Here is a 25,481-nt window from a genome sequence, read left to right on the forward strand (position 1 = left end):
ATGCCACTGTATCCGTTGTTGCCCATCAGTCTGTTGCTCGCCGGGATACACGGGGCGGTCGCCCTCTGCGTCCTGTTGTCCGTCGCCATCGCCTTCACTTGGCGTGGTCAATCCATGTATGCGCACGTCGGTGCTGCCTTGCTCGTCCTATTCGTGTTCGTACGTCCTGACGCCGCACCGTTGCCGGCGGACGGTCCTTATGCGTTCACCATCGAGAGCCGGCGGGACAATGGTCCGACGGCACGTCTATACGGACAAATCGATGGGACGGAAGGTGTGTTGACCGGTCGTGAACTCACGCTCGGTCGTCCGGGCGAGACGTGTCTCGTCACATTCACCGATACCCCGTTCGCCCCACTGCGCAATACGGGCGGATTCGACGAGGCGGCGTGGGCACACGGGGCCGGACTTGTGTTCAAAGGGAAGGACACCGCCATCGAGGCATGCGGTCCGAGTGATGGAATTGCTGGAGAGATGCTCCGTTGGAAGGAGCGACAGCTCGCGAGAATCGAGGCGACGTACCGACCGGATGTGGCGCTCTACATGGAGGCGTTATTGTTCGGGGAGAGCCGGTTGCTCGACGAGGACACCTCGTTCTCTTACCGAGTGACCGGTCTGCTTCATCTGCTCGTCATCTCCGGGTCACACATCGCGCTACTCGTGCTCGGGCTGCGTTGGTTGACGAAACCGTTACCGCTCCGACGCGAGACGAAGACGCTGTTGATACTCGTGGCGGTCACGTTGTTCGGATGGTTGACCGGATTTTCGCCGCCGGTGGCCCGGGCCGTGCTCGTCGCCGACGTCCTGCTCGGGCTGTCCTTGTTCGGCTATCGTGTCCGTGACCCGATTCGGCTGCTCAGTTGGTGCGCGGCGTTCTTGCTCGCCTTGCAGCCGTACTTGTTGTGGAATTTAGGGTTTCAGTTGACGGTCGCGATGACGTTGTTCTTGCTCGTGACCCGTTCGATTTGGACCGGGCCATTCGGACTGGCCGTATACGCCCAATGGTTCGGGCTCATCTTGTTATGGCCCGTCCAACCGATTATCTCGGTGCTGGCACCCGTGTATAACGTCGTCGGTGCGTTCTTGATCTCCTGGGTCGTCATTCCGCTCGCCCTGGTCGCGTACATCGTGCCGACCGCTGAACCGCTCTTGCATCCGATTCTCGATGGCCTGAACGGGACGTTCGCCTTGCATCACGACTGGCAGCCGTGGCTCCCGCTGCATGAGTTTACGTTTTGGCACGCTCTTGCCTTGGCGATCGTCCTCTGGAGCGGATTGATGCTCCTCGAATGGAAACGATGGAGCGGTTGGGGGCTGGCCGTGCTCGGCTTAATGCTCATGCATGGCGGCCTTGAATGGATCGAGGAGCCACGCGTCACATTTTTGGATGTCGGGCAAGGCGATGCCATCGTCGTCGAGTATGGCGAGGTCACGGGCGTCATCGATGTCGGCGGGGTGTTTCAAGATCCGAAGGAGTCGAAGCGGTCCACGTATGACCCGGGGGCGGACGTCGTCGCCCCGTACATATGGAAACGGGGAGAGACACGTCTCGATTTTTTGTTGCTCACCCATGCCGATCATGATCACGTCGGCGGACTGTCCGGATTGCTCTCGTCCGTCGACGTCGATGAGGTATGGTTGTCGGCGGAAGTGGCGGATTCAGCCAAACGAAATGCTTTGCTGGCCGAGCTGGCGGCCTATCAGGTTCCGGTCCGTCTCCTGAAGAGCGGGGACCGGCCGTACCCATGGATGTGGGTCGTCGCCCCGGGCGAGGCGGGCGAGGACGAGAATGCGAACTCGGTGTCGCTGTTCATGCAGGTCGGGATGCTCACATATTTATTGACTGGGGATTTGCCGGAGGAGCGGGAAGGAATGATTCCGACTGTTGATGTCGATGTGTTCAAACTCGGACATCATGGATCGAACACATCATCGAGTGAGGAGCTGTTGCACCGGATTGATCCGGAATGGGTCATCATCAGTGTCGGCCGGAACAATCGGTACGGACATCCGCATCTCGACACGTTACAACGTCTCGAAGGAAGGCGGGTATTGCGGACCGACGAGGACGGGATGGTCGTCTGTGAACGAAATCGGTGTCGTGGGATTGTGACGAAGGCGGTACCGCCATGAAAAAACTATGATAAACTAAAAAAGCGATTGCTCCCCCGGGGCAATCGCTTTCTGACTGACTTATAGGCTCAAGAACTTGATGAGGACACCGATCGCGAAGATGGTGAAGAAAAAGCCGAACGGGACGATGAAGCCGATTGCTGAATCGATGGCATCGTTACGTTTGCACTGTACGTCGTTCTCGAACGGGTTTTCGCTTTGTGGGCGAACAGAGTTAATATGCATAGTGAGTCCCTCCTTGAAATGGTTCCGTCCTAAGTATAGCGAATCAGTGAAGGATAATCTATGTTTAGATAAGAATAAATTGTGAAAGTGGTGTGTGTTTTGAATGAACCGTGGCTGCATAACGGAAAGTTGTCGAACGTGTACGTCCTATTTGGGACAGAAAAATATTTGCTAGAGACGTGGGAGCGGGCCATCATCAAAGCGGCCAACCCATCCGGTGACCACTTTGATGTCATGCAGCTCGACTTGCACGAGACGTCACTCGACACGGCGCTCGATGAGGCGGAGACGGTCCCGTTCTTTAGCGAATATCGGACCGTCATCGTCAAACAGGCCCAGTTTTTGACGGGAGCCAAAGAGAAGCAAAAACAAAACGTCGAGCGGCTGACCGAATACGCGTTACAACCGGCGCCTTATTCCGTGCTCGTCTTTATCATCGAGGCAGAGAAGCTCGATGAACGGAAAAAGGTCGTCAAGCGCTTGAAAGAGCGGGCCATCGTGCTCGAGGCGAAAAAGCCGAGCCAGTCGGAGCTGATGCGCTACGTCAGCGACGAATTGAACCGACGCGGCCAAAAGATGGAGCGGGCGACCGTCGAGCGGCTGTTGTTCCTTTGTCAGGATGATTGGGGCAAACTCGTCCGCGAGCTCGAGAAGTTGCAACTGTACGCGAGTGAAGGGGCCGAGATTCCGATTGAGATCGTCAACGACCTCGTCCCGCGCACACTCGAAGACAACGTGTTCCAACTGTCCGAGTTTTTAGTGGCGCGGCGTGCGGATGCGGCGCTTCGGCTCGTTCGTGATTTAGAGAAGCAAGGTCAAGAGTTGATCGGTTTGTTGGCGCTTCTGGCGCGTCAATACCGGAATATGTATCTCGCCAAACAGTTGACGGAGAAGGGGTATGGCGAGAAGCAAATCGCCTCGAAAATCGGGGCGCATCCGTATACGGTGAAATTGGCCTCGCAAGCGAGCCGGAACTTCTCCGAGGCTCAACTCGGACGGGCGCTGACCTTGATTGCCGACGCGGATGAGGCGATGAAGACGGGACGGGGTGACAAGCAGATCGTGTTTGATACGCTCGTCTGCCAATTGACATTATTGTGAGGTGAGGACATGGGATTACAGGAAGTAGGGCTAGAAGCGATGATTCCGCTCCGCCATGAAGTGTTGCGGCCGGGGTTGCCGGTGGAGACGTGTTATTTTGACGGGGATGATGCGGAGACGACGCGTCACTTTGCCTGGGTCGAAGATGGTCGTGTCGTGTCCATCGCGACCGTCATGCGGCAAAGCCGTGAGTTTGCGGGCGACCGCGTGCCATTTCAATTGCGCGGCATGGCGACCGCTCCCGATGTCGCTGGGAGGGGGATCGGGTCGGCCTTCTTGCAGGCGCTCCATCGCGAGCTCGATGCCGATTGGTGGTGCAACGCCCGAGCCGTCGCGGTCCGATTTTATGAACGGAACGGATTGAAGACGGTCGGTGACGCGTTTGACATCCCCGGAATCGGCTACCATTACGTCATGCGAACCCAAAAAACAGCCGGCTCCTAATGGAGGCGGCTGTTTCGTTTTAGTCTCTAATTAGAGAGCTGCGATGCGAGCTGCAAGACGTGATTTGTCACGGCCAGCTTTGTTTTGGTGGATAAGACCTTTTGCTGCAGCTTTGTCGATTTTCTTCGTAGCGAGGACGAAAGCTTCTTGAGCAGCTTCTTTGTTTCCTTCGAGTACGAGAGCGTCAACACGTTTCACTGCTGTACGCATTGCTGCTTTCTCTTGCGAGTTTGCGACGCGACGCTTTTCAGAAGTTTTTGCACGTTTGATTGCTGATTTGATGTTTGCCATTGTTTTGTCACCCCCTGAAACAAGAAAGTGTATGTTCTTATTACTTCAAGTAATCATTCAACAGAACAAGCACAATTGTAGCAAACGCTTATTCGAAAAGCAACCACTTGATGATTATTCTGAAAACTATATGTGGTATTGTTGAAGTAGGTCGTACACATTAACTTAGGATTTTGATATAATGACACGGTATGCATGAGAAGGATAGGTGAACCCATATATGAACAAACAAGAATTAGAGAATCGTCAGAAGAAGATTCGGAACTTTTCCATCATCGCCCACATCGATCATGGGAAGTCGACGCTCGCTGACCGGATTCTCGAGAGAACTGGTGCGCTCACGGCGCGTGAAATGAAAGAACAGACGCTCGACGCGATGGATCTCGAACGGGAACGTGGGATTACAATCAAGTTGAACGCCGTTAAATTGAACTATACCGCAAAAGACGGAGAAGAGTACATCCTTCACTTGATTGATACACCGGGACACGTCGACTTCACGTATGAAGTGTCTCGTTCGCTCGCAGCATGTGAAGGGGCTGTCCTCGTCGTCGATGCGGCACAAGGGATTGAGGCCCAGACGCTCGCGAACGTTTATCTCGCGCTCGATAACGACTTGGAAATCATCCCGGTCATCAACAAAATTGATTTGCCGTCTGCGGATGTCGAACGCGTCCGTCAAGAGATTGAGGACGTCATCGGTTTGGATGCGAGTGATGCCGTACCGGCTTCGGCCAAAGCGGGCATCGGGATTGAAGAGATTCTCGAACAAATCGTCGAACTCGTCCCCGCACCGACGGGAGATCCGTCAGCGCCGCTTCAAGCGTTGATTTTCGACTCGTATTATGACGCCTATCGCGGTGTCGTCGCTTCGATTCGAATCGTCAACGGTTCGGTCAAAGTCGGAGACAAAGTACAAATGATGTCGACGGGTAAATCGTTCGAAGTCACGGACCTCGGCGTCTCGACACCAAAACCGTTATCGGTAAAAGAATTGAATGTCGGGGACGTTGGGACGCTCTCGGCATCGATTAAAACGGTCGGCGACGTTCGGGTCGGTGACACGATCACACTCGCTAAAAATCCGTCGACGGAACAGCTCCCGGGTTACCGGAAGATGAACCCGATGGTCTACTGCGGTCTCTATCCGATTGACGCAGCGAAGTACAACGATTTGCGTGAAGCACTTGAACGGCTTCAGTTGTCGGACGCGGCGCTCGAGTTCGAGCCGGAGACGTCACAGGCACTCGGCTTCGGATTCCGTAGCGGATTCCTCGGCATGCTTCACATGGAAATCATTCAAGAACGCATCGAGCGCGAGTTCGGCATCGATTTGATTACGACGGCACCGTCGGTTATCTATCACGTCACGACGACGGCGGGCGAGGTTGTTCACGTCGATAACCCGTCGAAGATGCCCGAGCAACAAAAAGTCGAATCGATTGAAGAGCCATACGTCAAGGCAGCCATCATGACTCCGAACGACTATGTCGGGGCCATCATGGAACTCTGTCAGAAGAAACGCGGCAGCTTCATCGATATGCAGTATATCGACACGACCCGCGTCAAAATCACGTATGACATCCCGCTCAGTGAGATCGTCTATGACTTCTTCGACCAGTTGAAGTCGAGCACGAAAGGCTATGCGTCGCTTGATTACGACTTGATCGGCTATCGTCCGTCGCGTCTCGTCAAGATGGATATCCTCCTCAACAACGAGCTCGTCGATGCCTTGAGCTTCATCGTACACCGTGATTTTGCCTACGAACGTGGGAAAGTCATCGTCGAGAAGCTGAAAGCACTCATTCCGCGCATGCAGTTTGAAGTGCCGATTCAAGCAGCGGTCGGAACGAAGATCGTGGCCCGTTCGACGATTAAAGCCCTCCGTAAGAACGTCCTTGCCAAGTGTTACGGTGGTGACATCTCGCGGAAACGTAAATTGCTCGAGAAGCAAAAAGAAGGTAAAAAGCGCATGAAGATGGTTGGTTCCGTCGAAGTGCCGCAAGAAGCGTTCATGTCCGTCTTGTCGATGGACGAAGAATAATCGTTCGCCCTTATCTCCGGATAAGGGCGATTTTTGTCATTTGGCAGGATTCGGTACGTCTGGTACGGAATAGTACGTACTTACAGATAAACAGAGGAGGAGTGGCGGTGATCTATAATTTTTCAGCCGGACCGGGTGTCTTACCGGAACCGGTGTTACGTGAAGTGCAAGCCGAGTTTCTTTCCTATAAACAAGGGGTGTCCATCGTTGAGATGAGTCACCGTTCTGATGCGTTCGCCACGATTGTCGAGCAGCTCGAGGCGAGATTGCGGCGGTTGATGCAGATTCCTGACGACTATGCCGTCCTGTTTCTGCAAGGCGGGGCCACACTACAGTTTTCGATGGTGCCGATGAACCTGCGCGAGACCCGCCGCTTCGCCTATCTTGACAGCGGGGTTTGGTCGAAGAAGGCGATTGCCGATGCGAAACACTTCGGGGATGTCGTCGTCGTCGGCAGTTCGGCAGCGACCAAGTATCGTGAACTTCCTGCATGGCCGCAGACGATTTCCGACGTCGACTACCTTCATGTGACGTTGAACAACACGATTGAAGGGACGCGCTATACCGAGCTCCCGGACACGGATGTCCCGCTCGTCGCCGACGTCTCGTCAAACATTTTGGCGGAAGCGATTGACGTCAAACGCTATGGGCTGTTATATGCCGGTGCCCAAAAAAATATCGGACCGGCCGGATTAACGCTCGTCATCATCCGTCGCGAGTTGATTGTCGACCGTCAGTTGCCATCCTATCTCGCATACAGTCAGCACGTCGATTCGCTGCTCAACACTCCGTCGACGTTTAGTCTATATGTCGCCGAGCGTGTGCTCGCCTGGGTCGAGGACGAAGGCGGGGTCGAGGCGATGGAACGCCGCAACGTCGAGAAGAGTAGTCTATTTTACGATGCGTTGGATGCGTCGCCCTTGTTTCATGCCGTCGTCTCGGGCACAGAGCGGTCGTTGACGAACATTCCGTTCACGACAGGGGACGCTGGGACGGATGAGGCGTTTCAACGATTCGCCGAGGCACATGGGTTAATCGAGCTCGGCGGTCATCGTTCGGTCGGAGGCCTGCGAGCCAGTCTATATAATGCGATGCCGCTCGAGGGCGTGAAACGTCTCATCGAAGTGATGCATGAGTTTGAACAGGAGGGACAAGATGTTTCATATAAAAACGTATAACCAAATCGCAGAAGACGGGTTACGGCGTTTCGAGCCGAGCGAGTATGCCGTCAATGACGCCGAGCAAGCCGACGCCTGGGTGATTCGAAGCCATGATGTCCATCAGGCGGACATCCCGCCTTACTTGCTCGCCATCGCCAGGGCCGGTGCCGGCGTGAACAATATCCCGCTCGACCGGTTGGCCCGTCAAGGGGTCGTCGTGTTCCATACGCCGGGCGCGAATGCGAACGCGGTCAAAGAGCTCGTCCTCGCCAGCATGCTGCTATCGGTCCGTCCGATTTTAGAAGGCGTGAACTGGGTCAACGATCACACGTTTGCCGATCAGACGTCGCTCGAAGAAGCGATGGAACAACAGAAACGGCGTTTCGTCGGGTCCGAACTACGGGGCAAACGAGTCGGCATCGTCGGTCTCGGTGCAATCGGGGCGTCGCTCGCGAACGATTTGCTCCACCTCGGCATCGATGTCATCGGATACGACCCGCACTTATCAGTCGACGGGGCCTGGAACATCTCGCAACAAGTGAAACGGGCGAAACAGTTGAGCGAGTTGCTCGCCGATGTCGACATCCTGACGATTCATATGCCGCTCACGGATGACACGCGCCACATGATTGATGCGACGTGGTTCAAACAGATGAAACCGGGCGTTACCGTTTTGAATTTCGCGCGGGGTGAACTCGTGAACGACGTCGATTTATTGGAAGCGCTCGATGACAACGTGGCGACCTACATCACCGACTTCCCGAAACAAGTGTTGCTCGGACATCCACAAGTCGTCTCGTTCCCGCACCTCGGCGCCTCGACGCACGAGTCTGAGGTCAATTGCGCGATTCAAGCCGTCGATACGCTCAAACTGTATCTCGAGACCGGAAGTATCCGGAACTCGGCCAATTTCCCGAACACCGAACTCCCGTATGTCGGGAAACGGCGTTTGGCCGTGCTCCATTTGAACGTCCCGAACATGGTCGGTCAAATCGCCAGCCGGCTCGCTGAGAACGGCATCAATATCGACAACATGGTCAACCGGAGTCGTAACGACGTGGCCTATACGTTAATCGACATCGACAACCATAAACATGAGACGCTATCTGTGCACGCCTTGTATGACATCGAGGGCGTCATGCGCGTCCGCGAATTTTAAGGAGGAATGACCATGGTCGTATTCAAACCGTTTGCCCCATACATGCCAACCCATCCCGAGAACGTCGCCGCCGACCCGTACGATATCGTCAGCGTCGAACAAGCACGTGAGGACGTCAAACAACGTCCCGACTCGTTCCTTACGGTCGATAAACCAGAAGTGTTCACGGCGGACATGCCGCTCGAGACGTGGGGGCAACGAGCCCGTCAGGAACTCGAACGGCTTTACGAGAGCGAGTTGACCGAGCGGACCCACGGGTTTTACGTGTATCGGCTCACCGATCAAGGGCGTGTCCAGACAGGTCTCGTCGCCACGTTCTCGGTGACCGATTATGAGGCAGGTCGCATCAAGATTCATGAGCACACACGCGCTGTGAAAGAACGCGAACGCGTCGAGCACGTATCGGCGACGAAAGCGCACACCGGCCCAATTTTGATGAGCCACGCGCCGGACGAAGGGTTGCGTCGCATCTTGGACGACGCGACGACAGGAGAGGCGTTGTTCGCTTTCACAGACCGTCAAGGTGTCGTCCATGAAGGCTATGCCGTGCCGTCCAAGCATCAAGCACGCGTCATCATGATCGGGGCCAGCATTCCGGCCATCTATATCGCCGACGGGCATCATCGGGCCAAAGCCGCAGCCGTCGTCGCCCGCAGCCCGATTCATGAAGGGGAAACGAGACAAGAGCGGGACCACTTCCTTGGCGTCTTGTTCCCGAGCGATGAGCTGACGATTTTGCCGTATCACCGCATTTTGAATCAAGTGGCCCCGGAAGAAGTGATGACGCTGCTCGATGGTCTCGCTTTCTCCTATGACATTGAGTCGGTGGATGAGTTGCACGTGCCGAATGAACGAGGCACGTTCGGATTGTCGTATCGCGGTGAACATCACGTGCTCAAAAAACGGCAGACGACGACGGTCCTAGACGTCGCGACGTTGCAGCGAGATGTGCTCGAACCGTATTTTCACGTCACAGAAGTTCGCACCGATCACCGAATCGATTTCATCGGCGGCAAGGATGCCCCAACACGCCTCGCCAGCTTGGCTGAACGGGATGACGTCGTCGTGTTGACGTGTCATGCCACGGCGATGGACGAGCTGATGCGCGTTGCCGATGAGAACGGGCAAATGCCGCCGAAATCGACGTGGTTTGAACCGAAATTGAAGAGCGGACTGTTCATTCATCGGTTCGATTGAACGTGCAGAGTGGCATCATGGCGTGAAAAGCGTTATAAATGGAAGAGAAGAAAGGGGTGGCCGCCATGGCTAAAGCCGTATATCTTCACATTCCATTTTGTGAACATATTTGTTATTACTGCGATTTCAACAAGGTGTTCTTAAAGAACCAACCGGTTGATGACTATTTAGATGCACTTGAACGGGAAATGATCCTCTCGCTCGAACAATACCCGACCGATACGATCGAGACGATCTTTATCGGCGGCGGGACACCGACGGCGCTCAATGAGGCGCAGATGAAACGCCTCATGGACATGGTCGCGCGTCATCTGCTCCCGCTCGCGTCCCCGAATCTGGAATACTCGGTCGAGGCGAACCCGAATTTCGTCAGTGCCGAGAAGCTCGACACGATGAAACAAGGCGGGGTCAACCGCGTCAGTTTCGGCGTCCAGACGTTCGATGACGGCGGACTCGAGCGCATCGGTCGTACGCACCGGGCCGATGACGTGTTTGCGACCGTGACGGAGGCCGCGAAGCGATTCGATAACATCTCGATCGACTTAATGTTCGGATTGCCGGAACAGACGCTCGAGCAAATCGAGCGTGACCTCGACTTGGCGTTCCAACTCCCGATTCAACACGTGTCGTCCTATTCGTTGATTCTCGAGCCGCATACCGTGTTCGCGATTCAAGAGCGAAAAGGGAAGCTGCGCCTCCCGGGTGAGGATATCGAGGTCGCGATGTACTTGAAAGTGATGGAGACGCTCGAACGGCGTGGCTTGAAACAATATGAGATTTCAAACTATAGCCTCGAAGGACGGGAGAGCCGTCATAATCAAGTGTACTGGCGCAATGAAGAGTATTACGGCTTCGGCGCCGGCGCGCACAGTTACTTGAATGGGGAACGTCGGGCCAACATCGCCCCGATTCCGCACTATATCAAGGCGGAAGGCTTGCCGGTGCGCAATACGACGACGCTTGAGACGGTCGAGAAGATGGAAGAAGAGCTGTTCCTCGGACTCCGGATGCGTCAAGGCGTATCGTTTGCGACGTTCGAGTCGAAGTACGGTGCATCGATGCGTTCGGTGTTCGGTCACGTCTTGACGGAGCTCGAGGCGAAGCGATTGATTGAGACGACGGACACCCACGTCCGCTTGACCGAGTCAGGACTCCCGCTCGCCAATGAGGCGTTCGCGGCCTTTATCGGTGAAGCGAAATGGAACGACTCGCAAGCGCAAGTATCTAACTGAACAACAAAAGGGCGAACCCAATGCGGGTTCGCCCTTGTTTCGGTTATAACACGAGGTCACGATAAATCGGCATGAGCCGGCTGAACGTATCCTCGACGAGCGCCAAGAAGGCGGCTTCGTTTTGGAGGATGGACGCGTCGGCCGGCAGTTGACGGCCGATCAAGAAGTCGGCTTTCTTCACGGTCGCGAAGCGTTCCATGATCGTCTCAATCGATTCGGACGACGTGTCCTCGATTAAGAAGGCGTCCTTCTTCATATGGTCCCCGGCGATATGGAAGTCGGGGAAATCCGATTTGAGGTCGAGCGCCATGAGTCGGCGGCCGATCGCTTCCTTATTTGGCATCTCATAGATGAAAGCGAGCCAGACGAAGACGCGGTCATCGAATAAGCCGACTTGGAAATGGGGATGTTTCTTATAGCCGCGCTTATCGTGGCAGATGGCCATCCATGTGTCTTTCGGCGGATTGACCGTCCGGCGGGCGTGTTTGGCGACATGCAGATAGAGCGGAATGCCGACGTCGGCTTCGAGCTGGGGCCCGACCTCGTCATAAATCCGGTGGAATAGCGGTTGAATCTTGGAGCGGATCCCGGCCATGCGGGCGTCGAGTCCGTCCTGCGTGAATACGTCGAATTGTTGTGTTGTAAACATCTAATCACCTCATGTCGTATCATACCGAATGTTGGGCAGACATGCATCATCCGACGCTCGAACGGCTTGGAAAAAATGAGCCAAATGAATTGACAAATAAGGAGAACGTGATAATATTTGAAGTGTGATTAGCACTCAGTAAATATGAGTGCTAATAAAGCGAGGCCAATCCTTCAGAGAGGAGTGACGTTGTGCTGACAGAGAGACAATTGCTCATTTTACGAGCCATCATCGATGATTATATTCAGACGGCCCAACCGGTCGGGTCGCGGACGTTATCGAAACGGGATGACTTATCATTCAGTTCGGCGACGATTCGGAACGACATGGCCGATTTAGAAGACATGGGTTTGATTGAAAAACCGCATACGTCGGCCGGGCGCATCCCGTCCGAGGTCGGCTATCGGTATTATGTCGACCATCTCGTCGAGACGAAAATCATCGACGAGCGTGAGACGTATCGTCTCGGTGAACGACTGCGCGCTTCGGCCCAAGAGTCGGAAGTGCTCATCCGTCAAGCCGCTGACCTGCTCTCTGATTTGACCAACTATACGACGGTGGCACTCGGTCCGAACAGCCAGATGAATCGTCTGGCCCGAATCGATTTGATGCCGCTCGACGAACGGCGCGGCGTCGTCTTGATCGTGACCGATCAAGGCCACGTCGAACATCGGACGGTCGTTTTCGACTCCCCGATGGCGCCTGATTTGGTCGAACAGACGATTCGTTTCTTGAACGATCGTCTCAAAGGAACTCCACTCGGTCAGCTGAAGTTCCGAATCGGGGAAGAAGTGGCCAAACTTCGACTCGCGCACCAGGAACAATTTGAGTTCATGATGCAACTCATTCAATCGACCGTCGAAGTCCAGCATCCTGCTTCGCTATATCTAGGGGGGAAGAAGAACATCTTCAACCAACCCGAGTTTCAGACGCTCGACACGTTGCGTCCGTTCCTCGAATGGATCGATGAACAGGAACGGTTGACCGACTGGCTCGAATCGTTGCCAAACCGCGAAATTTATGTGAGCATTGGTAGCGAGAATGGCATCGTCGCGCTTCAAAATTGTAGCGTCATCACGTCGGACTATACGCTCGACGGGAAGACGTTCGGGACGATCGCGATGATTGGACCGACCCGGATGGACTATCGACACGGTGTCCAAATGATGGGACAAATCATTGAGGCGTTACGGCGAACGAAATTAGAAGAGTGATGGAAAGGAGCCTCATTATGACAACTGACAAACAAAACGGGCCTGAACCAGAAGAAGTGCTCGAAGAAAAAGATTTTGATCCGAAACAGACAGAGGCTGTCGAAGCAGAAGAGGTTTCAAATGTTGAGTTTGTGGAAGAAACTTCTGAAGGGACGGATTTGCAAAAAGAGATCGACGCACTCAAAGCGAGCGAGCTCCGCATCCGTGCGGACTTTGATAACTTCCGTCGTCGGACGAACGAAGAGAACGCAAAACGCGTGAAGTTCGCGTCACAGACGGTCGTCGAAAAATTGATTCCGCTCATCGATAACTTCGAGCGCGCTCTCCAAGTCGAAGCGACTTCGGACGACGCCAAGCAGATTCAAGCGGGCGTCGATATGATTCACCGCCAGTTGCTCGACGTCTTGAACGGTGAGAACGTCGAAGTGATTGATGCGGTCGGCCAACCGTTCGACCCGAACTATCATCAAGCGGTCATGCAAGAGCCGAGCGATGAGTTCGAATCGGGCGTTGTGACGATGGAGCTTCAAAAAGGGTACACAATGCACGGACGCGTCATTCGTCCGAGCATGGTAAAAGTCTCAGAATAACATTACTTAATTAGATGGAGGAATAGACAATGGGTAAAATTATCGGAATTGACTTAGGTACAACGAACTCATGTGTGGCAGTCATGGAAGGTGGCGAAGCAGTCGTCATCTCGAACGCGGAAGGGAACCGTACAACACCATCTGTCGTCGCATTCAAAGGTGAAGAGCGCCAAGTCGGAGAAGTGGCAAAACGCCAGGCCATTACAAACCCGAACACGATTCAATCGATTAAACGTCACATGGGAACGGCGCATACGGTCGAAGTGGACGGCAAGAAGTTCACACCGCAAGAAATCTCGGCAATCATTTTGCAAAAACTGAAAAAAGATGCTGAAGACTACCTCGGTGAATCAGTGACAGAGGCGGTCATCACGGTTCCTGCCTACTTCAACGATGCAGAGCGTCAAGCGACGAAAGATGCAGGGAAAATCGCCGGTCTCGACGTCAAACGGATCATCAACGAGCCGACGGCAGCTGCCCTCGCTTACGGTCTCGATAAAGGTGAAGACCACACGATCTTGATTTATGACCTCGGTGGCGGTACGTTCGACGTCTCGATCCTCGAACTTGGCGACGGCGTCTTCGAAGTTGTCGCAACAGCAGGGGACAACCGTCTCGGCGGGGACGACTTTGACCAAAAAGTCATCGACTATCTCGTAGCTGAATTCAAAAAAGAGAACGGCATCGACCTCGCTCAAGACAAGATGGCGCTTCAACGTTTGAAAGATGCAGCCGAGAAAGCGAAGAAAGACCTTTCAGGTGTGACAAGCGCACACATCAGCCTTCCGTTCATCACGGCCGGAGCAGCTGGTCCGCTTCACCTTGAAACGACACTTACACGTGCGAAATTCGAAGAGTTGACAGCTGACCTCGTCGAGCGCACGATGGAGCCGACGCGCCGCGCGTTGAAAGACTCAGGTCTCACACCGTCTGACCTCGACAAGATCATCCTCGTCGGTGGTTCGACACGAATCCCAGCGGTTCAAAAAGCGATTCATGATTTCACGAAGAAAGAGCCGTTCAAAGGCGTAAACCCGGATGAAGTCGTTGCCCTCGGAGCAGCCATCCAAGGTGGTGTCCTTGCCGGTGACGTCAAAGACGTCGTCCTTCTCGACGTGACTCCGCTCTCGCTCGGTATCGAGACGATGGGTGGCGTGATGACGAAATTGATCGACCGCAACACGACAATCCCGACATCGAAATCACAAGTCTTCTCGACGGCTGCTGACAGCCAGCCAGCGGTAGACATCCACGTCCTTCAAGGGGAACGTCCGATGGCACCAGACAACAAGACACTCGGCCGCTTCCAGTTGACGGACATTCCGCCGGCACCACGTGGTGTGCCACAAATCGAAGTCAAATTCGACATCGATGCGAACGGTATCGTTCACGTATCGGCGAAAGACCTCGGTACGAACAAAGAACAGTCGATCACGATTCAATCGTCTTCAGGTATCGACGAGGCTGAAATCGAGCGCATGGTGAAAGAAGCGGAAGCGAACGCGGAAGCTGACAAACAGCGTAAAGAAGAAGCTGAACTTCGCAACGAGACAGACCAACTCGTCTTCGCTACGGACAAAGCAATCAAAGACCTCGGCGACAAAGTCGACGCTGCGGACAAAGAGCGCGCCGAAGCTGCGAAAGAAAAAGCGAAAACGGCACTCGAAGGCACAGACCTCGAAGCCATCCGTACGGCGAAGGACGAATTGTCGAACGTCGTGCAAGAGTTGACGCAAAAAGTATATGCGAACATGGCTGAACAGCAAGGTGCTGAAGGTGCCGAGACACAGACGGAAGCGAAAGACGACAACGTCGTCGACGCTGAGTTTGAAGATCTCGACGATCGCAAATAAGGCAACCAATAGAGAGGAGAGCGCCAAAGCAGGTTTCTGCTTTGGCTCTTTCCATGTTAAGGTAGATTCGGTAGAATTTTAGTTTAGACAGTGTAGAGGAGAGAGTAACGTGGCGAAACGAGATTATTATGAAGTGCTTGGCCTGGATAAATCGGCCTCGGCGCAAGACATCAAACGTGCCTATCGCAAGCTGGCACGCCAATATCACCCTGACATCAACCAAGAGCCGGATGCGGCCGACAAGTTCAAAGAGCTCGGTGAAGCGTACGAAGTATTGTCAGACGAGCAGAAACGGGCCCAATACGACCGTTTCGGTTTTGAAGGGGCCAGCCAATTCGGCGGCGGTGGCGACTTCCAAGGCGGCTTCGGCGACATCTTCGACATGTTCTTCGGTGGCGGCGGTGGACGTCGTCAAGACCCGAACGCCCCACGACGCGGCGAAGACTATCAATACGTCGTCGATCTCGATTTCATGGAGAGCGTCACCGGGAAGACGGAAATCATCGACCTGGAAATCGAAGTCGAATGTGACACGTGCATGGGCAGCGGCGCCAAGCCGGGAACGAAACCGGACACGTGTAGCCGTTGTGGCGGCAGCGGTGTCGAGACGGTCGAACAGAACACGATTCTCGGCCGGATGGTCAATCAGCGGACGTGTAGCCAATGTCACGGTAGCGGGAAGACGATTAAAGAAAAATGTGAGACGTGTCACGGTGCTGGCCATGTGAAGAAACAGAAGCAAGTCGAAGTCAAGATTCCAGCCGGGATTGACAACGGTCAACAGATCCGTCTCTCAGGCAAAGGCGGTCCAGGCTTTAACGGCGGTCCAGCCGGCGACTTATATATCGTCGTCCGGGTCCGGGCCCATGAGATCTTTGAGCGGGTCGACCAACATATCACGATGGAGATGCCGGTCACGTTCGCCCAGGCCGCACTCGGTGCAGAACTCGAAGTGCCGACCGTGCACGGTAAAGTGAGTTTGAAAGTTCCTGCCGGCACGCAGACAGGTTCACGATTCCGCTTGCGCGGCAAAGGGATGCCGAGCGTCCGAGGTGGCGGCAATGGCGACCAATACGTCAATATCGTCATCATGACGCCGACGAATATGACCGACCGTCAAAAAGAGTTGCTCCGTGAATTCGAAGAGATTAGCGGGGAAGCAGGCGTCGAAGAACAACACGGCCTGTTCCAAAAGATGAAGAAGTTTTTTAGCCAGTAAAAGGAGCGTGTTCAAACAATGAAATGGTCTGAGATTTGTGTCCACACGACACAGCAGGCAGTCGAAGCCGTATCGAATTTACTACATGAAGTGGGGGCACAAGGGGTCGTCATCGAGGACGTCGAAGATTACGACCAGATGATGGCCGAGGACCATTTCGGCGAGATTTGGGACGTGTCGGGCCGTGAATCGTATCCGACGTCCGGTGTCTATGTGAAAGCATACGTCCCGGCCTCGGGTGATTTCCAAGACACGCTCGCCGCGTTCAAAAAAGAAGTGGACGGCTTGCGTCATGTGCTCGATATCGGCACAGGGGACGTGACGGTCGTCGAAATGGACGAAGAGGACTGGGCCCATTCGTGGAAGCAGTACTACAAGCCCGTCAAAATCTCGCAACATTTGACGATCGTCCCGCTTTGGGAAGATTACGAGCCACAACCGGAAGAGAACGTCATCTTGCTCGATCCGGGCATGGCATTCGGGACGGGCACGCATCCGACGACGATGCTCTGCATTCAAGCGATTGAGAACTATATCCAACCGGGTGACCGATTGATTGACGTCGGTACGGGGTCGGGCGTCCTTGCGATTGCCGCTGCGAAGCTCGGGGCCGAACGGGTCGAGGCACTCGATTTGGATGCGGTCGCCGTCGAATCGGCGCGTCAAAACGTCGAGACGAACGGTGTCGGCAACATCATCGACGTGAAGACGGGTGACTTGTTGAAAGGGATGACGGGCGAGTACGACCTCGTCGTCGCCAATATTTTGGCCGATGTCATCATGTTGTTCATCGACGACGCATACGCGCGCGTTAAGCCAGGCGGCTACTTCATCACGTCGGGCATCATCGGACAGAAACGCGGCGAAGTGACGGAAGCGCTCAAGGCGTCTGGATTCGCGATTGAAGAGACACGGGTCATGGAAGACTGGGTCGCCATCATCGCGAAGAAAGGATGAGCCATGCAACGTTACTTTTTACCGCGTGAATCGTTTGTCAATGACACGGCCAGGTTACCGGCCGATGTCGTTCATCATATCGGGACAGTGCTCCGGGAGACACCCGGTTATCGCTTGGTGCTTTTAGACGGTACCGGTCTCGAGTATGAGGCCGAGGTCGTGACGCTCGAGAAGAAGACGGGCACGGCACGAGTCCTCGAACGCCGTCAAGCGACGACCGAACTTCCCGTCGATGTGACGCTCGCCTATGCGCTCCCGAAAGGCGATAAAGTCGAACTCGTCGCCCAAAAAGGGACCGAGCTTGGCATGCATCACTTTTGGGTGTTCGAGTCGAAGCGCTCGGTCGCCAAGTGGGACGCCAAAAAGGCACCGAAAAAAATCGAACGGCTCCAAAAAATCATGCAGGAAGCGGCCGAACAGTCGTACCGTGCCGTCGTTCCGATGTGCCAATTCATCACACCTCGGGAATTGACCGACCGGATCGATGCATTCGATGCCGTCGTCATCGCCTATGAGGAAGAAGCGAAGCAAGGGGAGCAAGCAGCGTTTGCGAAGGTGCTGCGAGCAGTTCGACCTGGGGCGAAGCTACTGCTCATCGTCGGGCCCGAAGGCGGCTTTGACGAGGCTGAAGTGAACGAATGGACGGAACGCGGGGCACAGGCCTGTGCGTTCGGACCACGCATCTTACGTTCGGAGACGGCGCCGCTCTATGCGCTCGCGGCTGTCTCTTATGCACTCGAACTGAATTAACACATCAAACGGCTCTCGCGAATGCGGGAGCCGTTTTTTATCAAGCAAAAACAGGCTCGCGATTTGGGCGCGAGCCTGTCGGGTTCATTATTTGACGAGTGTGATCGTCTTCGTCGTCACGTTGCCGGCGAGGTCAGTCGCCTCGAACGTGAACGTGTTCTCACCTGACGTCACAGGAAGTGTGACCGTCTGTGTTTTCGCGAATGAACGCATCTCATACGGGGCTTTCAGCGCTTGGCTGAATTTCAAGTCACCGTTGACGACGAGTTTCACTTCGTCGAAGTTGTCTTTCACTGTCACAGCGACGTCGACCGACGTTTGTTTTTTACCGATCTTTTTCGGCAGTTTTCCAAGTTCGATGCTGGCTGGTGTCGTATCCACGAAAATCGCGCGTTGGAAGTTGGCGACGTTGCCTGCCGCATCCTCGGCGACGAAGCGTAACTTATGGACACCGTCCACAAACGTCCGCGTCGTGTTGAAGACGTGTTCTTTCTTCGCATCGTCCCATGTGAGCGACACGTCAACACCGTCGACTTGGAACGACTGAATCGCAGATGCGTCTTGAATCGTTCCAGCGACCGGGACGACCGATGTCGCGTATGGCGTCAAAGCGAGGGGGGCGTTCACGAATACGCCCGGCTTATCCGCGTCTGTCGAGTAAGCGACCGTCTTCGTCGTGCTGTTGCCGGCGTGGTCGACGACGCGAACGCTGACTTGATCGGCGTCGCTGACGCCTGTGAACGTGTAGGCCTTGCCGTCCGCTTGCTTGGCGACCGATTTTCCGTTCAAGAAATATTCGACCGAATGGATTCCGGAGAATTCATCCTTCGCTTGGACGGCCAAGCTTTCTCCTTGCCATTTCGTCGTGAACGTCGGGTCCGTGTAATCGACTTTGACTGGGAAGCGAAGTGTCTGGGCTTGTTTCTTCATGTAATCGATGCTTCCTTCGATTTCATAGAAGTACTTGCCGGCCGGTGCTGGCTTGCCGTTCAACTGGCCATCCCATGTGTAAGCGGCCGAGTAATAATATTGTTTGTTGGCACCGCCATCAAAGTAGTTTTTACGAAGTTCTTCGTCTTGGAACAACGTCCGGACGACATTACCGGCCTCGTCGACGATGCGATACTTGACGTCCTTGGCGTTACGGAGCAACGAGAACACCGGTACGGCAACATCTTTTGAGCCATCCTTGTCTGGTGAGAAGGCGATTGCGTCGGCAGAGACCGATTGGTCGAGGTTCGAACCGAGATAGTTCCCTGTTTGGTCGACCATCCCTGATACTTCATAGAACGAGCCATCTTCATAGATTGAAGCATCGAAGATTGGTGCCTTGCCCCAGTCGCCTTCGAAACCGACGAACGGTACGACGAGTGACGGATTGCCCTCAGCACCGTTGACGTCCGTCAAGCGGACGAATCCATCGACGAAGTAACCGTTCTCGAAGACGTCCTTCGCCGGTACGAGACCGTCGAGCGTTTTCGGATTGAGCACTTTCGCTTTCGAGACGTCGAGCGCAACTTTGAGCTCTACTTTCGCGTTCGGTTTGACTTTAACCGTACTGACTTTCTTCCCGTTGACCGTCACTTTTGCGTTCTCGAGCGCTTGTGCTTCCATCGCGTTCTGAACGAGTCCGGCCGTCTGCTCGATGGCGAGATCGGTCTGGAGTGATGAGGACACGTTATACGACACGGCCTTGTCTGACAAGTTCTCGACGACGAGCGTGAACGTCGCTTTGCTGCGGTTCAATTCCTTGAGCGCGACTTTGGCTTCTTTCGTCTTCTTCTCATATGCGATCGCCGGTGTCGAGACGGCAGCATGCAATTGCATGAGACCGGCTCCACCGCGACGTGGCGTGTACGGAAGGTTTTGTTGCAACTGTTTGTTGAGCGGTCCGATGTCTGTGACAGCTTTCGACGTGTTGATGAGCAAGTTCTTCGCCATCGTGACGCGTGCCGTGCCTGTCAAATTGAAGTCGCGGTCGACACGCTCGAGGACGAGGGCGGCTCCGCCGGCCACGTGAGGTGCGGCCATCGAGGTCCCGCTCATCAAGCCGTATTGGTTGTCGTTCAACGTCGAGAAGATTTGTCCGCCCGGTGCTGAAATCTCTGGCTTAAAGTCAAGGTTTGGCGTCATACCCCATGACGTGAAGTTCGAGAGCTGACCGGCCGCGCCGTTGACAACGCTGAGGCGATCGCCGGCAAAGCCGATCGTCATCTGTTCACCAGCGAGGAGACGTTGTTGCAACGTGTTCCCGTCTTTGATGCTGAGCGAGGCCATCGGGATTTTTGGGTTCGCCAATGCCATGCTCACATAATCGCCGTGACCGACGGCTCCGCGGACGATGACGCCGGCCGCGCCGTTCGCTTCGGCTGTCTGTTGAATGTTTGAATAGAAGTAACTGCCATCGCGGACCGCGAGGACGATTTTCCCTTTGACGTCTTTGCCGACGTATTGGCTCGGTTGGCCGTCGCCGACGTAGACGAGGTCGTAGTTGCCTTGTGTGAAAGCGGGACCGTCTTGTTTTTTCCAACCGATTTTGTCTGTGGCGTCACCCGACTTGACCGAGAACGCGTCCAATTGAATTTGATCGTTCTCGAGCGAAGCGACAGATGTCGACGCCGAGCTGACACTCGGGGCACCGACGACGCCTGTGTCCGGGTTATTGGCGTACGGCAGATCATACCCGTTGCCGAAGTAGGCCGAGTTTCCAGCCGAGATCGACATGAAGACACCGTTATCGACGGCGCGTTGGACGGCTTGTTGCTCCGGTGAGTCGGCATCGACGAATCCGGCCGTCGAGCCGAGACTCATGTTGATGACGTCCGCACCGAGTTTGATAGCATCATCGATGGCTTTGATGTAAATATCGCCATATGTCGAAGCGTAGTTCGGGTCGTTACTGAATACTTTGAGCCCGAGCACTTGTGCCTCAGGAGCGACACCTTTCAAGCCACCGGCCGCTTCATCCCCGTTGGCAGCGACCGTACCCGAGACGTGCATCCCGTGCATCGAGGCACCAGGTGAATCGTCACGGATATCATCGTTCTCATCATAATAGTTATAGGCGTATGGGACTTTCTCGTTTATGTAAGCTCCAGGTAAACCGAACGTGCTGACGGCCGTCTCAACTTCTGTTTGAGACAATTCGGCCTTTGAGTCATCCGTGAGACGGAAATCGCGGTGGTCGGCGTCGACACCCGTATCGATGACAGCGACGATCGTCCCTTCACCTGTGAACCCGTAATCACCCCACGTCTGCTGAGATTGGACCATGCCGTTACTCGTGACCATATCCGGTTTCACTTCTGGACGTTCATATTCGTTGACGACGTGGACGCTTGCGACTTCAGGCAACGCTTCGACCTTTTTGACGTCGGTCGCTGTGAGCATCGTACTGAATCCGTTGAAGACGGTCGTAAACTCTTCGAGCGTCACGGCTTTGACGCCTTTTTTCGAGATCGCAGTTTTCGCTTTCTTCTGTTCGGCTTTGACGAGCTTTTGAGCACCGTCTTTCTCCGTTTTCGTCAACTCGTTAAATTTTTTACCTTTTTTCTTGGCTTGTTCGATGGCAGGGGCCCCGACGAGTTCGACGACGACGCGTAATTTTTCATGTTTGTCGGTCGAGCTCACGCTCTGTTTGACGGATGGCTTGGCTAGGACAGGTTCTGCGCCGAGGCCGAGTAGGCCGGGCGTCAACGCGAGGCAAGTCGCGAGGGAGACATTCAAATAAAATTTCGGTTGTGGCAATTTGGTATCCTCCAATCGTTTTTTGAAAAAATAAATCCATTTGTGGAAAATGATAGCGGATATCCAACCGAAATACTCCCTGTTTTTTAAACGATAGGGTAATGAATTTGAACAAATTAAAAGATTCTGACAATTACTTTGGACCTATACACGTCAACAGGTGGATAGGTCTTTTCTCACTTCCTGACTTTTTGATCGGAATAAGAAAAAAATCGAGCTCTTTATGAACTATATGGGCAATTCACTTGAGATTTTGTCCAGAAGTTGATACAGTCTGTAGTAGATTAATCATATAAAACTTATCGATATAGTCGGAATAAAGATGATGGGGTGACAGCATGGGATTACAATTCATGGACATTTTTAAAGAATGGGCGTCAGAATACGACACGACCGTGACCGGACATGACGAGCAATATCGTGAAGTGTTCGCCGGATACGAGACGATGCTCAATGAGGTCGTCGACCAATTAGAAGGCCGGGTCATGGAATTCGGGAGCGGGACAGGAAACTTGAGCGCGAAAATTTTGGAGCGCCACGAATTGATTTCGGTCGAGCCGTCTCCAGAAATGCGCGCCGTCGCGGCCGAAAAGTTACAAATCGATATCGTCGATGGTGATTTTCTCAACTATCCGACGGACAGGTCGGTCGATACGATCGTGTCGTCCTATGCGTTCCATCATTTGACGGATGACGAGAAACGGACGGCGATTCGGAGTTACGTCGAACATCTCGACGCCCCGCGATTCGTCTTGCTCGATACGATGTTCGCCTCGCAATCGGCGAAACGGGACATCTTGGACTGGGCCGAAGCGAACGGCTATACCGATTTACTCGAAGATTTGAATCGAGAGTTTTATCCGTATACGCAAACGATTCAAGCGATGCTTGAAGCAAACGGCTACACGGTGACACTCACGCAAAAAAATAAATTCGTTTGGCTCGTCGTGGCCACAAAACAAACAGGAGGAACTCAATCATGAAAAGTTATAAAGTCGAAAGCTTTAATTTGGACCATACAAAAGTACAAGCGCCTTACGTCCGGTTGGCCGGCGTGAAGAAGGGGACGGCGGACACGATTTATAAATATGACATCCGCTTCATTCAACCGAACGAAGGGCTCATGCCGATGCGCGCCGTCCATTCGCTCGAACATTTGATTGCCGAGAACAGCCGCAGCCACTCGAATCAAATCATCGACGTCTCGCCGATGGGTTGCCAGACAGGCTTCTATTGGACGATGTTGAACGATGGGGACTACGAAGCGATGCTCGACCTCGTCGAAAAGACACTCCGTGATGCGGCAAATGCGACGGAATTGCCGGCGCAAAACCCGATTCAATGCGGAAGTGCGAACCATCATGATTTCGAAGGCGCGAAGAAGCTTGCGGCTGATATGCTCGCCAAGCGTGACGAGTGGCACATCATCTTCAAGGACGAAGCATAAAATGATTGTCCAAAGCGTCTATGACTTGATTGGGGAGACGCCTCTTCTCGAATTGCGGACGTTACCGGTGCCTCCAGGCGTCAAAGTATACGGCAAGCTCGAGATGATGAACCCTGGCGGAAGCGTCAAAGATCGGCTCGGTCTGCAATTGATTGAACGGGCGCTTGAACGTGGACAACTCGAACGCGGGGCAACGGTCGTCGAACCGACGGCCGGGAATACCGGGATCGGGCTCGCGCTCGCCTGTCAACGTTACGGCATCAACTTGATGACGGTCACACCCGAAAAGTTCAGTCAAGAAAAGCAAGCACTCATGGCGCTCCTCGGGGCGACCGTCGTCAACACGCCGACTGAGCTCGGGATGAAAGGCGCCATCGCGCGGGCGAAAGAGCTCGCCGAAGAACACGCCGCCTACGTGCCGGAACAGTTCTCGAATCCGGATAATCCGGATGCGTACGTCGACACGCTCGCGCTCGAACTTCAGGCAGACCTTCCGAACATCGACGTGTTCGTCGCCGGGGCCGGTTCAGGCGGCACGTTCACAGGTGTCGCCAGCAAGTTACGGCCGAACGGGACGAAAACAATCGTCGTCGAGCCGGAAGGGTCGATTTTAAATGGCGGGGCTCCAGGACCGCACAAGACCGAAGGCATCGGTGTCGAGGCGTGGCCGGCGTTCTTGCCACGCGACCTCGTCGACGGGATTTATACGATTACGGACGAAGAAGCGTTCTATTACGTCGCCCATCTGGCCAAGCAAGAAGGTTTGCTCGTCGGTAGTTCATCTGGCGCGGCCATCGCGGCTTGCGTGAAAGAAGCGTCACACATGACCGAAGGGGTCATCGTGACGATTTTACCGGACAGCGTTGAACGTTATTTAAGTCAAGGAATAGTCAAGGAGGCAGAATATGCGTACAAAAACAGCACTCATTCACGGCGGTAAGACGACGGACCCGTTGACGGGAGCCGTCACGCCACCGATTTATCAGACGAGCACGTATAAGCAAGACGGCATCGGCAATCTCCGCGAAGGGTATGAATATTCGCGGACGGCCAACCCGACACGGACGGCACTTGAAACGCTAATCGCCGATATCGAGGGTGGTGCCCGCGGGTTCGCGTTCGGTTCTGGCATGGCAGCCATCTCGACCATTTTAATGCTACTGAAATCAGGGGACCACGTCATCGTCGGTTCTGACGTATATGGGGGAACGTACCGTGTATTCAATCGAGTATTTCAATCACTTGGCCTGGAGGCATCTTTTGTCGATACGGCCGATACGCAAGCGGTCCGGGAAGCGCTCCAACCGAACACGAAAATGATTTACGTCGAGACACCGACGAACCCGCTGTTGAACGTGACCGACATGCGTCTTATCCGCGCCATCGCCGACGAGGCGGACGTTCTGTTCGTCGTCGACAACACGTTCATGACACCATATTTCCAAAACCCGATCGAACTCGGGGCGGACTACGTGCTTCATAGCGCCACAAAATATTTGGGCGGTCATAGCGACGTCGTCGCCGGTCTCGTCGTCGCCCGCACGGAAGAGCTTGGGGAGCGCTTGGCGTTCTTGCAAAACTCCGTCGGCGCGGTGCTCGGGCCGCAAGACAGCTTCCTCGTCGTCCGCGGCATCAAGACGCTCGCGGTCCGCATGGAAGAGATTGAAGCGAACGCGCTCGCCCTCGTCGATTATTTGACGAAGCACGAGGCAGTGAGCCGTGTCCTGCATCCGAGCGTCGGTAGCGAGGAAGCGAAGCGGGTGCACTTGTCGCAGGCACGCGGCTTCGGTGGCATGATCGCCTTCGACGTCGGTTCAGCCGAGGCGGCCGAACTTGTCGTCGCGAAGACGAACTACTTCACGCTCGCCGAGAGTCTCGGCGCAGTCGAGAGCTTGATTAGCGTCCCGGCCCGGATGACGCACGCGTCCATCCCGGCCGAACGTCGTCTCGAACTCGGGATTACGGACGGACTCGTCCGCATCTCGGTCGGTCTCGAAGATGTCCAAGATTTGAAGGAAGATTTGGAGCAGGCGCTCGCGGCCGTGGCGACGATTCCAAACTAAGCTGCA

General features: G+C 54.5%; 22 protein-coding genes. 18 read left to right on the forward strand and 4 right to left on the reverse strand.

Annotated elements, in window-relative coordinates:
- Entirely contained in the window at positions 1-2,133 is a 2,133-nt protein-coding gene (locus tag KNP83_RS04550) for a DNA internalization-related competence protein ComEC/Rec2 (RefSeq protein ID WP_214760927.1), read from the forward strand.
- A gap of 60 nt (positions 2,134-2,193) precedes the next feature.
- Here the strand turns inward: KNP83_RS04550 and KNP83_RS04555 are convergent, their stop codons facing one another.
- Positions 2,194-2,358, reverse strand: a complete 165-nt coding sequence (locus tag KNP83_RS04555; RefSeq protein ID WP_016508105.1) for a YqzM family protein — start codon at positions 2,356-2,358, stop codon at positions 2,194-2,196.
- 90 nt (positions 2,359-2,448) lie between these two features.
- Here KNP83_RS04555 and holA point away from each other — a divergent pair, with 90 nt between their 5' ends.
- Together holA and KNP83_RS04565 are read left to right on the forward strand one after the other, a co-directional pair.
- Positions 2,449-3,459: a DNA polymerase III subunit delta gene (holA, locus tag KNP83_RS04560; protein WP_353048522.1), complete on the forward strand. Its 1,011-nt coding sequence runs from the start codon at positions 2,449-2,451 to the stop codon at positions 3,457-3,459.
- A gap of 9 nt (positions 3,460-3,468) precedes the next feature.
- The gene (locus tag KNP83_RS04565) at positions 3,469-3,903 is read left to right on the forward strand and encodes a GNAT family N-acetyltransferase (protein WP_214760931.1); all 435 of its coding nucleotides are present in this window, start codon (positions 3,469-3,471) and stop codon (positions 3,901-3,903) included.
- Between the two features lie 30 nt (positions 3,904-3,933).
- On the opposite strand, the gene rpsT is transcribed toward KNP83_RS04565, so the two are convergent.
- On the reverse strand, positions 3,934-4,194 hold the full coding sequence (gene rpsT, locus KNP83_RS04570) for a 30S ribosomal protein S20 (protein ID WP_021065661.1): 261 nt from the start codon (positions 4,192-4,194) through the stop codon (positions 3,934-3,936).
- A gap of 220 nt (positions 4,195-4,414) precedes the next feature.
- On the opposite strand from rpsT, the gene lepA reads away from it, so the two are divergent.
- The 5 genes from lepA (at position 4,415) to hemW (ending at position 10,986) form a co-directional block, all read left to right on the forward strand.
- Positions 4,415-6,238, forward strand: a complete 1,824-nt coding sequence (lepA, locus tag KNP83_RS04575; protein ID WP_214753357.1) for a translation elongation factor 4 — start codon at positions 4,415-4,417, stop codon at positions 6,236-6,238.
- Positions 6,239-6,339: 101 nt separating this feature from the next.
- Positions 6,340-7,416, forward strand: coding sequence for a 3-phosphoserine/phosphohydroxythreonine transaminase (gene serC / locus KNP83_RS04580; RefSeq protein ID WP_214760933.1), 1,077 nt, complete (start codon positions 6,340-6,342; stop codon positions 7,414-7,416).
- Positions 7,394-8,557 carry a 3-phosphoglycerate dehydrogenase family protein gene (locus KNP83_RS04585; RefSeq protein ID WP_214760935.1) on the forward strand — a complete coding sequence of 388 codons (1,164 nt, stop codon included), beginning with the start codon at positions 7,394-7,396 and terminating at the stop codon, positions 8,555-8,557. The genes serC and KNP83_RS04585 overlap by 23 nt, the downstream gene beginning before the upstream one ends.
- A gap of 12 nt (positions 8,558-8,569) precedes the next feature.
- Positions 8,570-9,754, forward strand: coding sequence for a DUF1015 domain-containing protein (locus KNP83_RS04590; protein ID WP_214760937.1), 1,185 nt, complete (start codon positions 8,570-8,572; stop codon positions 9,752-9,754).
- A gap of 65 nt (positions 9,755-9,819) precedes the next feature.
- On the forward strand, positions 9,820-10,986 hold the full coding sequence (hemW, locus tag KNP83_RS04595; RefSeq protein ID WP_214760939.1) for a radical SAM family heme chaperone HemW: 1,167 nt from the start codon (positions 9,820-9,822) through the stop codon (positions 10,984-10,986).
- A 43-nt stretch (positions 10,987-11,029) separates the two neighbouring features.
- Here hemW and KNP83_RS04600 read toward each other — a convergent pair whose 3' ends face one another.
- Positions 11,030-11,635 (reverse strand): DUF1054 domain-containing protein, encoded by a 606-nt coding sequence (locus tag KNP83_RS04600; RefSeq protein ID WP_214760941.1) that lies wholly within the window; start codon positions 11,633-11,635, stop codon positions 11,030-11,032.
- A 191-nt stretch (positions 11,636-11,826) separates the two neighbouring features.
- Here KNP83_RS04600 and hrcA point away from each other — a divergent pair, with 191 nt between their 5' ends.
- The 6 genes from hrcA to KNP83_RS04630 all read left to right on the forward strand — a co-directional run bounded on the left by hrcA (position 11,827) and on the right by KNP83_RS04630 (position 18,218).
- Positions 11,827-12,849: a heat-inducible transcriptional repressor HrcA gene (gene hrcA / locus KNP83_RS04605; protein ID WP_021065668.1), complete on the forward strand. Its 1,023-nt coding sequence runs from the start codon at positions 11,827-11,829 to the stop codon at positions 12,847-12,849.
- A 17-nt stretch (positions 12,850-12,866) separates the two neighbouring features.
- A complete protein-coding gene (gene grpE / locus KNP83_RS04610; protein ID WP_214760944.1) occupies positions 12,867-13,439 on the forward strand; it encodes a nucleotide exchange factor GrpE in 573 nt (190 codons plus the stop codon).
- Positions 13,440-13,468: 29 nt separating this feature from the next.
- The gene (gene dnaK / locus KNP83_RS04615) at positions 13,469-15,292 is read left to right on the forward strand and encodes a molecular chaperone DnaK (protein ID WP_214760947.1); all 1,824 of its coding nucleotides are present in this window, start codon (positions 13,469-13,471) and stop codon (positions 15,290-15,292) included.
- A gap of 109 nt (positions 15,293-15,401) precedes the next feature.
- Positions 15,402-16,511, forward strand: a complete 1,110-nt coding sequence (dnaJ, locus tag KNP83_RS04620) for a molecular chaperone DnaJ (RefSeq protein WP_021065671.1) — start codon at positions 15,402-15,404, stop codon at positions 16,509-16,511.
- Between the two features lie 18 nt (positions 16,512-16,529).
- Positions 16,530-17,468, forward strand: a complete 939-nt coding sequence (gene prmA / locus KNP83_RS04625; protein WP_214760950.1) for a 50S ribosomal protein L11 methyltransferase — start codon at positions 16,530-16,532, stop codon at positions 17,466-17,468.
- A 3-nt stretch (positions 17,469-17,471) separates the two neighbouring features.
- Positions 17,472-18,218: a 16S rRNA (uracil(1498)-N(3))-methyltransferase gene (locus KNP83_RS04630; RefSeq protein ID WP_214760953.1), complete on the forward strand. Its 747-nt coding sequence runs from the start codon at positions 17,472-17,474 to the stop codon at positions 18,216-18,218.
- Between the two features lie 87 nt (positions 18,219-18,305).
- Here KNP83_RS04630 and KNP83_RS04635 read toward each other — a convergent pair whose 3' ends face one another.
- Entirely contained in the window at positions 18,306-21,965 is a 3,660-nt protein-coding gene (locus KNP83_RS04635) for a S8 family serine peptidase (RefSeq protein ID WP_214760955.1), read from the reverse strand.
- A 338-nt stretch (positions 21,966-22,303) separates the two neighbouring features.
- Here KNP83_RS04635 and KNP83_RS04640 point away from each other — a divergent pair, with 338 nt between their 5' ends.
- From KNP83_RS04640 to KNP83_RS04655, 4 genes are read left to right on the forward strand one after another with little or no spacing between them, the layout of a single operon-like run.
- Positions 22,304-22,948, forward strand: a complete 645-nt coding sequence (locus KNP83_RS04640) for a class I SAM-dependent methyltransferase (protein ID WP_214760957.1) — start codon at positions 22,304-22,306, stop codon at positions 22,946-22,948.
- Positions 22,945-23,412 (forward strand): S-ribosylhomocysteine lyase, encoded by a 468-nt coding sequence (locus KNP83_RS04645; RefSeq protein WP_214760959.1) that lies wholly within the window; start codon positions 22,945-22,947, stop codon positions 23,410-23,412. The genes KNP83_RS04640 and KNP83_RS04645 overlap by 4 nt, the downstream gene beginning before the upstream one ends.
- A 1-nt stretch (position 23,413) precedes the next feature.
- On the forward strand, positions 23,414-24,352 hold the full coding sequence (locus tag KNP83_RS04650) for a PLP-dependent cysteine synthase family protein (protein ID WP_214760961.1): 939 nt from the start codon (positions 23,414-23,416) through the stop codon (positions 24,350-24,352).
- On the forward strand, positions 24,318-25,475 hold the full coding sequence (locus KNP83_RS04655; RefSeq protein WP_214760963.1) for a bifunctional cystathionine gamma-lyase/homocysteine desulfhydrase: 1,158 nt from the start codon (positions 24,318-24,320) through the stop codon (positions 25,473-25,475). The genes KNP83_RS04650 and KNP83_RS04655 overlap by 35 nt, the downstream gene beginning before the upstream one ends.
- Positions 25,476-25,481 lie beyond the last annotated feature (6 nt).

It is taken from the genome of Exiguobacterium sp. s146 (assembly GCF_018618415.1).
Classification (GTDB): Bacteria; Bacillota; Bacilli; order Exiguobacteriales; family Exiguobacteriaceae; genus Exiguobacterium.

Coding starts and splice junctions, on each gene's coding strand:
- prmA (WP_214760950.1), top strand. CDS start 16,530: ATGAAATGGTCTGAGATTTGTGTCCACACGACACAGCAGGCAGTCGAA.
- KNP83_RS04630 (WP_214760953.1), top strand. CDS start 17,472: ATGCAACGTTACTTTTTACCGCGTGAATCGTTTGTCAATGACACGGCC.
- KNP83_RS04600 (WP_214760941.1), bottom strand. CDS start 11,635: ATGTTTACAACACAACAATTCGACGTATTCACGCAGGACGGACTCGAC.
- rpsT (WP_021065661.1), bottom strand. CDS start 4,194: ATGGCAAACATCAAATCAGCAATCAAACGTGCAAAAACTTCTGAAAAG.
- KNP83_RS04645 (WP_214760959.1), top strand. CDS start 22,945: ATGAAAAGTTATAAAGTCGAAAGCTTTAATTTGGACCATACAAAAGTA.
- KNP83_RS04550 (WP_214760927.1), top strand. CDS start 1: ATGCCACTGTATCCGTTGTTGCCCATCAGTCTGTTGCTCGCCGGGATA.
- KNP83_RS04655 (WP_214760963.1), top strand. CDS start 24,318: ATGCGTACAAAAACAGCACTCATTCACGGCGGTAAGACGACGGACCCG.
- lepA (WP_214753357.1), top strand. CDS start 4,415: ATGAACAAACAAGAATTAGAGAATCGTCAGAAGAAGATTCGGAACTTT.
- dnaK (WP_214760947.1), top strand. CDS start 13,469: ATGGGTAAAATTATCGGAATTGACTTAGGTACAACGAACTCATGTGTG.
- hemW (WP_214760939.1), top strand. CDS start 9,820: ATGGCTAAAGCCGTATATCTTCACATTCCATTTTGTGAACATATTTGT.
- KNP83_RS04640 (WP_214760957.1), top strand. CDS start 22,304: ATGGGATTACAATTCATGGACATTTTTAAAGAATGGGCGTCAGAATAC.
- KNP83_RS04555 (WP_016508105.1), bottom strand. CDS start 2,358: ATGCATATTAACTCTGTTCGCCCACAAAGCGAAAACCCGTTCGAGAAC.
- KNP83_RS04585 (WP_214760935.1), top strand. CDS start 7,394: ATGTTTCATATAAAAACGTATAACCAAATCGCAGAAGACGGGTTACGG.
- KNP83_RS04565 (WP_214760931.1), top strand. CDS start 3,469: ATGGGATTACAGGAAGTAGGGCTAGAAGCGATGATTCCGCTCCGCCAT.
- grpE (WP_214760944.1), top strand. CDS start 12,867: ATGACAACTGACAAACAAAACGGGCCTGAACCAGAAGAAGTGCTCGAA.
- KNP83_RS04590 (WP_214760937.1), top strand. CDS start 8,570: ATGGTCGTATTCAAACCGTTTGCCCCATACATGCCAACCCATCCCGAG.
- KNP83_RS04650 (WP_214760961.1), top strand. CDS start 23,414: ATGATTGTCCAAAGCGTCTATGACTTGATTGGGGAGACGCCTCTTCTC.